Source organism: Mannheimia indoligenes (assembly GCF_036880405.1).
Classification (GTDB): domain Bacteria; phylum Pseudomonadota; class Gammaproteobacteria; order Enterobacterales; family Pasteurellaceae; genus Mannheimia; species Mannheimia indoligenes.
The window spans coordinates 67,305-80,719 of the sequence record NZ_JBAJJM010000005.1; the positions used below are offsets into that span (position 1 = coordinate 67,305).

Here is a 13,415-nt window from a genome sequence, read left to right on the forward strand (position 1 = left end):
AAACAAGCGGTAAAATTTTTACCAAATTTTACCGCTTGTATCTGTTATTTATGCTCTAAAATCGTGCCTTTACGGAAAGATTCTGAGCTTTTCAAGGTTTTCATCAAGATGTAGTAACTTAAACCTGATGGGATCAAACTTACATACCAAGAAAGATCAACCACGATAAGTGAGCAGAGTGAGCCGATTGCAATCGCAATAATTGCTGCCCAGTTGATGCCTTTGAAGATACCTTCTTTGTTGTATAGATCGTTTACATTGAGTTTTTCTTTTCTCAAGATGTAGTAATCAACTACCATTACTGCAAAAATTGGGCCTAAGAATGCTGAGTAGATTTTGATGAATAGCGATAAGCCGTCAGCGGATTCTGCAGTTACTAATTTCCACGGCATTACACACATTGATAACACACCCACTAAAATAGTCGCGTGTGACCACTTCATTTTGAATGAGTCCATTAAAATGTATGATGGTGGCACGATGTTGTTCAATACGTTTGTGGTAACTTGAGCAAAAGCAATGAATAATAAGGTAATAACGGTTAAGAATTTGTTATCCATTGCGGTAGCAAATACTTGGATTGGGTCACTATTGCCGGTTGCTGCAGTCACTAATAAACCGATTAAGCCCATAAATAGGGTAACAGGTAAAATAGAAAGCACATAGATAACCCCTGTGGTTACAGGGCCAGTGCCTTCTTTAACGTGACGGGAGTAGTCTGAAGCATTTAAGATCATTGTTGAGTAAATACCCAAGAATGCGGTTGTTGCTGCCCAGAATGGCATGCCCCAAGAGCCTTCGATATTAGCAAAACGGTTACCGATTTCTACCGAGAATTGGGTTTGAACCACATAAAGCATATAAGCAAGAATACCGATTAAGAACACGCAAGAAACGTTTTCTAACCATTTAATGCCTTTAAAGCCGTTGATTGATAAAGCCACTTGTAATGCAGTAAATAGCACATAAACAATCGGTAAATTGTCAAAACCAAATAGGAGTTTTAAACACATATTGATTGCACCGGCACCGACCCAGCTTTGGAAACCGAACCAAACGATAGCAGGCACGCCACGTAAGATACCCGGAATTTTCACCCCAGTAGTACCAAAAGAGCTGCGTAATTGAACCGGGAATGGAATACCATATTTATGGCCGCCTTTACCGATCACCACTAAACCAATAGCAATAACGATACAGCCAATTGCCATTGCTAAAATGGCCTGAGTGACGGTTAAAGCACCAATCAGGCTTGCCCCCATTGAGAATGTACCGATAGAAACACAGCCCCCTAAGAAACTAGCCCAATAGGAGAAGTTATCCATAATACGTTCTTTTGTTGGTTGTAGATCAACATTGACCCCTTTGGCTAACTCAGGGTTGAGTTCTTTATTGTCCAACATAGTTATACTCCTTGTGTTTTGCGAATGAATTTACCGAAACCTTTGCTATCGGTAAGCTTGCCGTCTTGTGCAATCACTTTGCCACGCACGATTGTACATACCGGTAAGCCTTTACCTTTTTTGCCCACATAAGCAGACATTTTATTCACATACTGTAGATCTTCTGCTTTGATTTCCCACTCTTTATTTGGATCAATAATAGTGAAATCTGCATCAAAACCAATTTGGATATCGCCTTTTTGACCGTAAATACCAAAGGCTTTTGCCGGTAATTTTGCCATTGCATTGGCTAATACCGTTGGTGAAACACCACGTTTTACACAGCCTTCGTAGAATGCCACCTGTACACAGCTTTGAATACCGCTGATACCACCCCAAACATCAAACACATTTTCGATTTTTTGACCTAAAATTTCGTTGTGTTTTTCATCATAAGAGCAAGGGGAATGGTCACTACCGATGCCGCTAAATGTGCCATCGACGACATAATCCCATAAACGATCTACATCTGATTTAGAACGTAACGGCGGCGCGCATTTGAAGAGCGGGCCTTTTTCAATCACATCATCTTCGCTAAAGCAGAGGTAATGGGCGCAGGTTTCTGCAGTAATATCATAGCCTTCTTGTTGTGCCTCTTTAATTTTTTGTGCAACATCCGGGTGGCTAACGTGGCAGATATGGGCTTTACAACCGGTAGCTTTGGCAATTTCGATAATATTGATGGTCGCTAACATTTCTGCGATAAGCGGGCGGGAATCGAGGAAAGCTCTCCAGTCTAAACGACCTTCTTTTTTCATTCGTTGCTCTTGCCATTTAATGGCTGAGAAGTCTTCACAATGGAAACCTGCACGACCGCCGAATTTTTGGATGATTTCCATTGCCTCATAGGTTTGACCGTAGTTTAGAGAGGCATAATCAGGAGAAACAGGGCCGATAAAAGATTTTAATGCCACACAACCTTTATCGTTTAATTCGCTTAAATGTTCAAAATTACTTGGTACTAAGCCCCCCCAGAAACAGTAATCAACATACGCATTTGGCGACACTTTGGCAATTTTGGCATCAAAAATTTTGCCATCGGTTAAAGCCGGCTCATTTTGTAACGGCATATCAATAATGGTTGTATAACCACCAACTGCCGCAGCCGCCGTACCGTGTGCATAATCCTCACGCCATTCATAGCCCGGATCATTTAAGTGAGCGTGGGTATCAATCGCCCCCGGTAAAACATAATTCCCTTTTACATCAATCACTTCCTTCGCTTCAGGTACAGAACCATCTTCCAAAATCGCCGCAATTTTACCTGCTTTGACTGCGATATTACCGTCAAAAACGGCATCGGATAAGACTATTTTCCCATTTTTTATGACGAGATCGTACATAGCCAAATACTCCTTATAGTTATGTTTGTATAAAATTTTGTATTAGGGAACTTACAAGCGGTTAATTTTCCGAAAAAATTTGCAAATTCCCCTTACTTGAATACTATTCGTCCAACAACTTCTCTGCTAACTCTTGCTGCAACACTGCTGCTTTAGCAAAATAGTGATATTCAGTAAACTCCACCGGCGTATGACTTCTGCCCTCTTTACTTGGCACGAAGATCATCACGGTTGGGATTTTTTGCCCGATTTCTAATGAATCGTGCCCTGCTCCGCTTGGTAAGCGTTTGTAGCTAAAACCGTGGGCTTTGGTAGATTCTTCTAAAATGCCTAACATTTTTTCAGAAAGTTTAACCGGCTGAATAATCAACTTAGTATCTTTTTCAAAGGTTGATCCGATTTTTGCGGTTTCTTCTGCTAATTCCTGCTCGATTTTCGCCGTAATATCTTCAATATTCGCCATATTTAACGAACGAATATCTACGCTGAATACCACTTTTTCCGCCACGATATTAATACCGCCCGGTAGCACATTCATATAACCAACGGTTGCAACCGTGCCGTCATTTTTCTCTCTTGCCCAATCCGCAATTTTAGAAATCACTTTGGTTGCAGCATCTACCGCATCTAAACGCATATCCATTGGCGTAGTACCTGCGTGGTCTGCACGTCCGTGAACGGTAAACATATGGCGATGTAAGCCAACAATCCCCGTTACTAAACCGATTTCAATGCCGTGCGTATCTAACACAGGCCCTTGTTCGATATGGGTTTCGATAAAATGCCCGATTGAACCATCTGCCCATTTGGCGTTTTCGATTTTTTCAGGATCTAAACCGTAGCTTTTCATTGCATCGTAGTAAGAAATGCCATCTTTGTCTTTGTACTTACGGCAATATTCCGGATTACGTAAGCCGAGCATCGCTCCTGAACCGAAGTAACCGGTACCAAAACGCATTCCTTCTTCATCGTTGAAACCCACAACAACGAAATTGCGTTTGAATTTTTTGCCGGAGGCTTTTAATAAACGCGCAGTTTCTAATGCAGTTACTACCCCGGCAATGCCGTCATAGTTACCACCATGCAATACGCTGTCATAGTGTGAGCCGGACATCACGCAAGGTAAATCAGGTTGCTCACCTTCTAAAATACCAAAAATATTGCCTGCCTCATCCTCTTTCACAGAAAGACCGGCCTCTACCATTAAATCTCTTAAATAATTAACGGCACTTCTTGCCTCTTGAGAGAAAGGCAAACGAGTACAACCATTGCCTGGTGTAGCAGTAAATTGTTTTAAGTGTTCTAAGTTTTGCGTAATACGCTGGGTGATTTGTTCCATTTTTTTATTCCTTTTTTATTTTAGGTGGGCGAATTGCAATTCACCCCTACATTTATTTCTTGCGGTTTAGAATAAACACATCTATTGGCGAATATACCATCGCCGCAACCATTAATACAAATCCGATATGGGTAAAGGTATTATTGGTTTGTGCAATGCCTAACATAATTAAGGCAAAGGCGAGCATAATCACAATAAAAGCCAAGGTCATTTTGCCCGCTTTGGTTTTAAAAAACGCATTTCCCATTTTTTACTCCTTATTACTAAAGCGAGGCAAAGTAAGCCACAATACCAATTAATAAAGTCGGTAATAAAGTGATCCAGATAATCGCTTTCATTACATCCCCTTCTTTACCTAAAATATTGGCGGTGGTTGTGCCTAAAATAATTTTACTTGGGCTGATCGCACTACCAATCGCCCCACCTGTCGTTTGAGCTCCTAAAATTGCCGCTGAGTTGGCATTGAGTAATTTTGAGGTCGTCATTTGAAAATCGCCAAATAAAATATTTGAACTCATATTACTACCGGTCATAAAAGTCCCTAAAAAACCGATAAATGGCGATAAAATCACATAAGATTTACCCAATACTGCTGCCATTCCTTGAGCCAACACGGCAGTTTGCCCCGTACCGCCCATAATTTTCGACATAATCACGAGACCTACCACTGCAATACCTGACGGCATTGTCATTGAGATCGATTTCGCAAAAATGGTTTTCGTGCCGCCTTTAGCAATCCAACCTTTGCGTTGGTAGTAGATCAAGCCGATAATCGAAGAGGCGAACAAGAACATACTGGCGTGGGTGAAAATCGCAATCGGCGAGTAAGAGCTATAAGCCTTATTCACAAAGCCGTAGCCGGTTACGGTTTCAGGGAAAGCAAAGCCGAACTTAAATTGCGATAAGAATTGGTTGATTGGTGTAATCACAAGGATTGCGAGCGTCATAACCGACAGCACAATATACGGAATAAAAGCTTGCAACAGGTTCATATTCGGCAATGCTTCTTCCGTTTCGGTGGTTTTGGTTCTATCCATAATCGGGCTATCTTCCACACGCCAGTTATCTTTATACATACTCATTTTACTGATGAATACGATGGCTAAAATTGACAAACAGGCAGGAATAAATGCTGAGATTGTAGTGTTCACTTGGCTTAGAATTAACTCGCCACCGCCTTGAATGGTCGCAATAATCACAGTTGCCAATAAGCCTTTTTTCAACGCTTTACCACGCCCGTAGAACCAAGAAATCGCTAAGCCTGTCACCACAATCCAGAACCATAAAAATGCAGCAGACCAAAGTGCGGTTAAGAAATAATCATCGCTGCCCACTTCTAACCCTGCCGACACCGCCAAGGCATCCCAAGCTGCCGCTAAAGTACCGAACGTATTCCCCCACGCCTGACCAAGCAACGGCAACACCACCGCCCATAATGGACGAACGCCAATACCAATCAGTAATGGAGCGCCTACTGCTACCGGCACACCAAAGCCTGTAATCCCTTGTAAGAAACTTTCAAAGATCCAGCCCATTGTCATCACGAGCAAAAGTTCATTTGGGAATAATTTACTCATGCCTGTGCGGATCACTAAAAAGGCTTTTGCCGCATCACTGACTTGATACATCAAGACAGCAGTCCAAACAATCAGCAAGATGACTAACGCATTCCAAATGCCTTTAGCAGATTCAATCGCAATCAGCGAAACATCTGCTTGATATAAGAAAAGACCGCTAAAAATGGTGATTAACAAGCCAACGGGTGCCGCTTCAGTTGCTCCCCATTGGAATTTCACCATCAAAATCACTAATGTGATAATTGGCAATAACGCCATAAACCACATAAAAAAATTAACTGGAATATCCATTTGTTATTGAAAAACCTAATTGTAAAAAATTTTAAAAATATGACCGCTTGTTAATTTGAAATAGCACAAATTGCTGTAACAGGTAACAGCACAGTATCCGCAACCAAGCTAAAAGGCATATCAACTATACCTAATGCTGTAAGAGCTGCACCGTCTGGGCCAGGTTCAGACATCAGATCAGCATTTGCTCTAACACCTGAATAAGGAGAGCAATCGCCAACACCGAATGATAAAAGTGTTCCACAGCCTGATAGAGAGGTCGCTAATAATGCGATTACCACTAATTTAGCTAATTTCATACCTGAACTCCTATATTTGGGTTCTTAAACAAGCTTATTGCAAGAAAATGTAGAAAAATGACCGCTTGTCATTATATTTTGTAGGGGCAAATTGCAATTTACCCCTACAGGCTCGGTAAAATTTATGAATAAATCACCGTACCGGTTTCACCAGCAATGCCTTCTGCTGCTTTATCCAATAAAGTGATTAATGCTCTACGGTTTGCACCACTTTCGGCAAATTTCAACGCAGCCTCAACTTTCGGTAACATTGAACCTTTCGCAAATTGCTCTTCTGCGATGTATTGACGAGCCTGTGCTGTGCTTAACTCTGCCAACCATTCTTGATTTGGTTTGCCCCAGTTAATTGCCACTTTTTCCACCGCTGTTAAGATCACTAAATAATCTGCATTGAGTTTTTCAGCTAATAACGAGCTTGCATTATCTTTGTCGATCACCGCATTTACGCCGTTTAAACGACCTTGCTCATCAGCCACCACCGGAATACCGCCGCCACCGCAAGTGATCACGATGTGACCTGCATTCACTAACGTTTTAATCGTATCTAACTCACAAATACGTTGTGGTTTTGGAGAAGGCACGACAATACGGTAACCACGGCCGGCATCTTCCATTGTGCGAATACCTTTAGCCTCTAACTCTTGAGCTTCAGCTTCAGTTAAGAAACGGCCGATTGGTTTATCCGGATTTTCAAATGCAGGATCTTTTGCATCCACTTCAATTTGCGACAAAATGGTACTAACTTTTTGGTCAATACCACGTTTGACTAACTCATATTTAATCGCATTTTGTAAATCAATACCGATATAACCTTGGCTCATTGCCACACTGGTTGGAAGTGGAATTTCATCACCTGAAATTTTTGAGAAATCGTCCATTGCACGTTGAATCATACCCACTTGTGGCCCATTACCATGAGTAATCACAATATTTTTGCCTTGTTGCAAAATATCCACAATAACAGTCGCCGTTTTTGCCACAGCTTCACGTTGTTCTTTCAAATTATTGCCTAAAGCGTTACCGCCTAAAGCTAATACGATGGTTTGTTTTGACATTTACTATCCTTTTATCAATATGGGGCAAATTGCAATTTGCCCCTACAGTGATTATTCTTTAAAACCTAATTTTCTTGCATACGCTAACACCGCTTTCTCAAAGCAAGCTAGCGGTGGGCGAACTGTACCTGCACCGATTTGACCGAAACCAGCAATTTTGTGTGCGATACCGGTGTTGATCACAGGCGTAATGCCTTTTTCAACCACTAATCGTGCATCCACACCCAAGCAAGCGCCTTGGAAGTTCCAGTTTGGTACAACGTAGTTCGGGTTACGGTCGATACAGATTTCCATCATATCGTTACTGGTGCGAAGGGCATCTTCATAGCCACCCGCTCCCACGAAACGGGTTACTGCCGGTGCTGCGATCATTGCCATACCGCCAACACCTAAGGTTTCAGTAATCGCGGAGTCACCGATATCCGGACACGCATCTTCACCATCATAACCGGTGAAGTATAAGCCTTGTGGCGTATTTACCGGCCCTACGAACCATTCATCGCCCATACCAGCAATACGAATACCAAAATGCACGCCGTTACGGCACATTGCTGTCACGACCGTACCATCAGTAATAGTTCTCGCACCATCCATAATAGCTTTACTTGCTGCCATCATAATGTTCAAGAAGAATTGATCGGTATCAGCTAAGAATTTGATTACGTCATATTTGTCGTTGTCCGCTAAATCGCTCATTGCAGTAATGCGTGGAGCCACTTCTTTGAAGAACGACATTGATGCTGCGATATTACGTTGGTGGAACTCATCGCCCATCGCAATCGCTTTCGCCACTAATGGATTCACCGCCAAGCCGTTTTCCATTGAACGAATTGCTTTACCTAAAGTTGGACCTAAAATATCACGCATCCACTCTAAGCGTTTTACCACTTCATCAGAATATGCTCCGAAACGTAATACCTTACCGATACCTTCGTTCATCGTACAGTACGCAGAGTTGCCATCTGTGGCATTTTCCACTACCCAAACCGGCATATTAGCTGTTGTAATACCGCCCATCGGGCCAACTGCATTGACGTGGTGACAAGGCATAAATTTGATTTCGCCACTTTCTAATAATGCTCGAGCAGAGGCTTCGTCCGTTGCCCATTTTTCAAATAACACCGCACCAACACAAGAACCTTGCACTGTATTTGGCATATCTTTGTATTGAATTGGTGGACCGGCGTGTAAAATCACTTTGCCTTCGTTTAACTCTTTGATGACTGTTTTCGCTAACACGTTATCACGGATAATCGGAGCGGCAGCAACCACTTTAGCAATCACTTTACGGTTAGCCTCATCAATATCTAATCCTTCATATTCATTTAAGAAGTTTAAGGCTTTGATTAATTGGATATTACCGCCCGCCGGTGGTTGCCAGTTGAATTGCACCACTTGGCAGCCAAATTTTTCTGCCACATCAGCAAAACTTTTCAGACCAATGTTGATGATTTTCGGTTTTTCAGATAATAAGCGTAATAACTGCTCGGAGGCAGGGTTATTTTCGCCTTGAACTACGGTTTTCGCTTTAATTGGTTTTTCCGGCTCATCAAATTGTAAACCTAATAATGCTAATGATTTTTCCACAGCAATTTTGTTGGTTTCGCACACTTCAACACCGGCATCTTTTAATTTACGCACGGTTTCATCGTAGCCTTGATAGTCACTGCGCGTGCCACATACCGTTGCTACAAACGCCACATCACGGTTTTGGGCTTTGGCTTTTTGTTGTAATTCTTGAATGGTTGGAATTAACGCTGTTGCCATATCTTCGTGTGAGCCGTAGCCTAACACGATGTCAAATAAAATCACGCCTGTGGTTGCGTCATCTACCGCTTCACGCATTGATTCAATACGTTTAGCCGGGTCGATCATCGGGTGTGGTTTGCCTTGTGTATAAACATCATCGCCCAAATCCACCACAATGTGACCGTCTTGTTTAAACATAAAGCCGTCTGCTTTCGCACCTGAGCCTTCAATCTTCAACGCATCTTTCAGCAACATTGCCGCTTCGCCAGCAAGCGTACCGCCTGAATAGTAGGCTTTTAAAGTTTTACCGCAAGCGGTCGAATTTACGTTATTTTTTGCAAATGTTGGGATTGGTTCATTACGCACCAATGCCACCGCTAAACGTGCGGCTTCATCTAAGGTATAAGCGTGATAGAAATTCTCTTCGTGGAACGTTGGTTTTTCGCCTAAGAATAAGGTAATTACCGGCTTGGTGTAACGGCTTAAACGTGCGGAGATTTTTTCACGCACTGCTTTTGCCGGAGGTTTAGAAATCACGATCAGCACTTTCACTTTGTCGTTTTGTTCCATCGCTTCGATGGTGTCTAACATTGTGATACCGCCGATATCTTCGTAAAGATCACGCCCGCCAGTACCGATAGCGTTTTCTACCCCTTCGCCTAAGCGGTCAATAATGGTGGTTAATTCTTGGATACCCGTACCCGATGCCCCGATAATGCCGATAAAACCCGGCGTCACGCTGTTGGTAAATGCCACCGGCACGCCTTGAATAATGCCCGTTCCGCAATCTGCCCCCATTACCACTAAACCTTTGCTGTGAGCTTTTTCTTTTAACGCTTTTTCGTCTTCCACACTCACGTTATCACTGAACATAAAGACGTTTAAACCTTCATCTAACGCACGGTTCGCTTCTAAAGCGGCATAAGCACCCGGAATAGAGATTACCGCAAGGTTGGCATCAGGTAATTTAGCGGTCGCTTTATCCCAAGATTTTACAACTTCGGTGCCAGTTTGAGCGGAGCTGGCTTGTGATTTTTGTTTTAAAAATGCTTCTACTTTTTCCATTACCACGTTGATCACATCTTCTTGCTCAATGTCTGCTACCACGACCATATCATTGGCGGTCGCATCTAATAATTCTGGGGTGTCTAATCCGCTTTGGGCAAAAATATCTTTATTTGCAGGGGTTGCCATCATCACTGACACTTTTTTCACGCCATCTAAGCCTGAAATAGCATTGGTCAGCAACATTAATACCACCGAGTCGTGGTAACTGCCTTTTTTTACTACGGTTTTTAACATATTTCTCTTCCTAACTAAATTGTATGACCCCATACGAGCCGTATGGGGTTTAATCTACCGCGAGCCACCCTGTGGCTCTATACAAAGTCCAAAGAACTTAGTTTATAACCTAGAACTGCTCGTACTAGGTTCGCTGGTTAATCCGCAAAACGATTTTTGTGATCGTAACGGTCAAAATGGATATCATCGCTGATTAAGTATTCATACACTTTATCTACAATTTCAATACCTCCATTTGCATAATATTTATCACGACGCATCTCGGCACGTTGTCCCGGATAATAAACTTTATCATTACCTGGAGCCGGAGTCATTTCATTAAGCTCATTGATAGACTGCTCCATACTTTCACGGAATTGTTCCGCACCACAGAAACGAGCAGGATCAATTACAATGTGCATTTGACCTAAACGACGACCTTCAGATAAGTTGTGATACATTGACGAAACGTGTTTACCGAATGGCACGCCTAATAAAATGCCGGAGAAAATATCGACCATCATCATTAAGCCATAGCCTTTCGCACCTGCAATTGGTACTAACGCGTTTACTTTGTTTGGATCGGTTACCGGATTACCCTCAGCATCTACCGCCCAATCATCCGGGATAGATTCGCCACGAGAACGTTTGTCTAAAATTTTACCCCAAGCTTGAACTGTAGTTGCCATATCAAACACCACATTTTTGCCTTCTTGTGCCGGGGCAGCAAATGAGATTGGGTTTGTGCCATAGTATGGTTCAGAACCGCCGTAAGGTACTGCCATTGGGTCTGATTGACAGAATGAAATCGCTAATAAGCCTTCATTTGCTGCCATTTCGGTATAGTAACCAATCGCACCACTGTGTGAAATGTTGCGAATACCAACCACTGCGATACCTGATTTTTTCGCCATCTCAATCGCTTTTTCCATCGCGAAAGTCGCTGCCACATAACCACAGCCATTATCGCCTTCAAAAATCGCTGATGCCGGGCCGGTTTCTTTCCATTCAAATTTAGGATCGTGTGTAATACCGCCTTTGAAAATACGCTCACAGTAGTATTCCATACGCACTGCACCGTGAGAGTGGTAGCCACGCTCATCAGACCAAGTCAGGATTTCCGCTGTAATATCTGCATGTTGGTCGTTTAAGCCTGCTTTCATTAATTTGGCTTTCATTAAACCTTTTAATTCTTCTCTAGATAATTTCATAGTTGATTCCTTTTATAAAACGTAAATTGCTCTTATAGTTCTACATCACGGTTACATTCTTTCGAGTAGATATAGACAAAATCTTCATCGCCTACTGCATAACAGGCTTGCGGACAGTAAGAATCCATAAAGACATAATCATCTTTTTTCACCGGAATCCACTCATCGTCTAAGCGATACATTCCTTTACCTGAAAGGAATAACATTCCGTGCTCTTGGAAATGGGTTTCAATGTAACCATGTGATGCACCCGGTTTGAATAGCAAAATGTGCATATTCATATCAAAGCCGAAATCGGTAGCAGACGGAAGTAAATCTTTAATTAAGCAGGTTGCCATACCTTCGTATTGCACATATTCGATATTATTCACATTGCCTACATAGCTTTTCGCTTGCTGACCTTCAAGTGGTGTATAACGGCGGCGGTGAATATAAATTTTGGTAGATTCGGCAGAATGATTGACAAAGCTTAATACTTTATCTGCTGGTGAGAAAATATAACCGCCTGTTTCTAATGTGGTTTCGGTATCGCAATTTTTTACCGATAATTGACCGCTTACACAATAGACAAAAACCTCAATACCGTTACCGCCTAATTGTGTGCAGCCACCCGTTGGGTGAACCGTTGCGATATAATCTGCAAAAGAGGCGCCTAATGCCGGTGAAGATAAAATACTAATATCGCAATTATGGTAATTTGGAATACTGTTTTTAACTAAACCGTCAGTTTCCAAAATCACAAAGTTATTCTTACGAATTACCGAACGTGTTTCCAGCAATCCTTGACGATAACCTGTTTGACCATTCAAATATCCCATAATATTCTCCTTTAGGGTGACTTTATAAGTTGATTTTTATTTTGTGATTAGACAGAGCAATTCTATAATAACCACAAAACAGACGAGGTCTATTTATGCTACAAAGTACACAAATAACACTAAATACTATTCAAATTCAAGACACTGCGCTTGAAATCTCGGCAATACTTTATCAAGACGAAGATATCAAGCCGAAAGCAAGAATCATTTATCTACACGGCGGCGGTTTATTGTATGGTTCTAACCAAGATTTACCGCTTACTCACCTTGAGCAATTTACCCAAGCCGGTTTGCAAATTATTGCGATAAATTACCCGCTTGCACCACAGGCTCAGCTTGACGAGATTATGCAGTCGATTTTAACTTCATTAAAAAACCTGCAAAATCGCTTTGCCGATGAACTCCCCTATTTCCTATTCGGCCGTTCAGCAGGTGGTTATTTGGCTTTATTAACTGCTGTCAAATTAAGCCAACAAGTTGAGATTCCCCAGCCCAAAGGCGTCATCTCCTTTTATGGTTATGGTTTCTTAACCGATGGTTGGTTTGATAGCCCAAGCCCACATTATTTAAAATTACCATTAGTGAGTGAAAGCACCTTTCAATCACTGATAGCAACTCCCCGTCAAGAAGCGGAATTAAAGACACACTTCAGTGCTTATATTTACGCTCGCCAAACAGGCAAGTGGAAATCGTTAATTTATCAAGGTAGAGATAAATTCTTCTACCTTGATTACAGTTTACGCTTGGCAGAATTAAATTTACCGATTTTTGCCGCTCACTCTACAGGTGACCCTGATGTACCATTTGCGGAATTCCAAGCTCTATGCGATAAATTCAATCCAATTCGCTTTGTGATTGCTGCCGAACTTCACGATTTTGACCGTGATGAACAATCTGTACATACACAGGAATTGTTGAAGGCAACGATAAACTTTATTCAAAACACCTAGCACGAGCCGTGCTAGGTTAAATAATCCAAGTCCCTCCGGGACTTTCTCAGAGCCACAAAG

At 42.0% G+C, this 13,415-nt stretch carries 11 protein-coding genes; 1 reads left to right on the forward strand and 10 read right to left on the reverse strand.

Translation table 11 applies throughout. The annotated features are described in order from the left end of the window. Nucleotides 1-44 precede the first annotated feature (44 nt). The 10 genes from V6W77_RS03570 to allE form a co-directional block, all read right to left on the reverse strand. A complete protein-coding gene (locus V6W77_RS03570) occupies nt 45-1,403 on the reverse strand; it encodes an NCS1 family transporter (RefSeq protein WP_334253808.1) in 1,359 nt (452 codons plus the stop codon). A 2-nt stretch (nt 1,404-1,405) separates the two neighbouring features. Beyond that, complete coding sequence (allB, locus tag V6W77_RS03575; RefSeq protein ID WP_334253809.1) at nt 1,406-2,785, reverse strand: allantoinase AllB; 1,380 nt, start codon at nt 2,783-2,785, stop codon at nt 1,406-1,408. 103 nt (nt 2,786-2,888) lie between these two features. Further along, the gene (locus V6W77_RS03580; RefSeq protein ID WP_334253810.1) at nt 2,889-4,124 is read right to left on the reverse strand and encodes a M20 family metallo-hydrolase; all 1,236 of its coding nucleotides are present in this window, start codon (nt 4,122-4,124) and stop codon (nt 2,889-2,891) included. Between the two features lie 52 nt (nt 4,125-4,176). Then, nucleotides 4,177-4,371 (reverse strand): hypothetical protein, encoded by a 195-nt coding sequence (locus V6W77_RS03585; protein WP_334237749.1) that lies wholly within the window; start codon nt 4,369-4,371, stop codon nt 4,177-4,179. A 16-nt stretch (nt 4,372-4,387) separates the two neighbouring features. Then, on the reverse strand, nt 4,388-5,992 hold the full coding sequence (locus V6W77_RS03590; RefSeq protein ID WP_334253811.1) for an L-lactate permease: 1,605 nt from the start codon (nt 5,990-5,992) through the stop codon (nt 4,388-4,390). A 50-nt stretch (nt 5,993-6,042) separates the two neighbouring features. Continuing rightward, nucleotides 6,043-6,291 carry a YceK/YidQ family lipoprotein gene (locus tag V6W77_RS03595; protein WP_025342490.1) on the reverse strand — a complete coding sequence of 83 codons (249 nt, stop codon included), beginning with the start codon at nt 6,289-6,291 and terminating at the stop codon, nt 6,043-6,045. Nucleotides 6,292-6,413: 122 nt separating this feature from the next. Further along, the gene (arcC, locus tag V6W77_RS03600; protein WP_334253812.1) at nt 6,414-7,346 is read right to left on the reverse strand and encodes a carbamate kinase; all 933 of its coding nucleotides are present in this window, start codon (nt 7,344-7,346) and stop codon (nt 6,414-6,416) included. Nucleotides 7,347-7,397: 51 nt separating this feature from the next. Continuing rightward, nucleotides 7,398-10,397, reverse strand: coding sequence for a bifunctional FdrA/YlbE family protein (locus tag V6W77_RS03605; protein ID WP_334253813.1), 3,000 nt, complete (start codon nt 10,395-10,397; stop codon nt 7,398-7,400). A gap of 137 nt (nt 10,398-10,534) precedes the next feature. Next, nucleotides 10,535-11,587: an ureidoglycolate dehydrogenase gene (allD, locus tag V6W77_RS03610; protein WP_334236072.1), complete on the reverse strand. Its 1,053-nt coding sequence runs from the start codon at nt 11,585-11,587 to the stop codon at nt 10,535-10,537. 32 nt (nt 11,588-11,619) lie between these two features. Then, complete coding sequence (allE, locus tag V6W77_RS03615; protein ID WP_334253814.1) at nt 11,620-12,405, reverse strand: (S)-ureidoglycine aminohydrolase; 786 nt, start codon at nt 12,403-12,405, stop codon at nt 11,620-11,622. 95 nt (nt 12,406-12,500) lie between these two features. Between allE and V6W77_RS03620 the strand changes: the two genes are divergently transcribed. Beyond that, entirely contained in the window at nt 12,501-13,355 is an 855-nt protein-coding gene (locus V6W77_RS03620) for an alpha/beta hydrolase (RefSeq protein ID WP_334253815.1), read from the forward strand. The last annotated feature ends 60 nt before the right edge of the window (nt 13,356-13,415 follow it).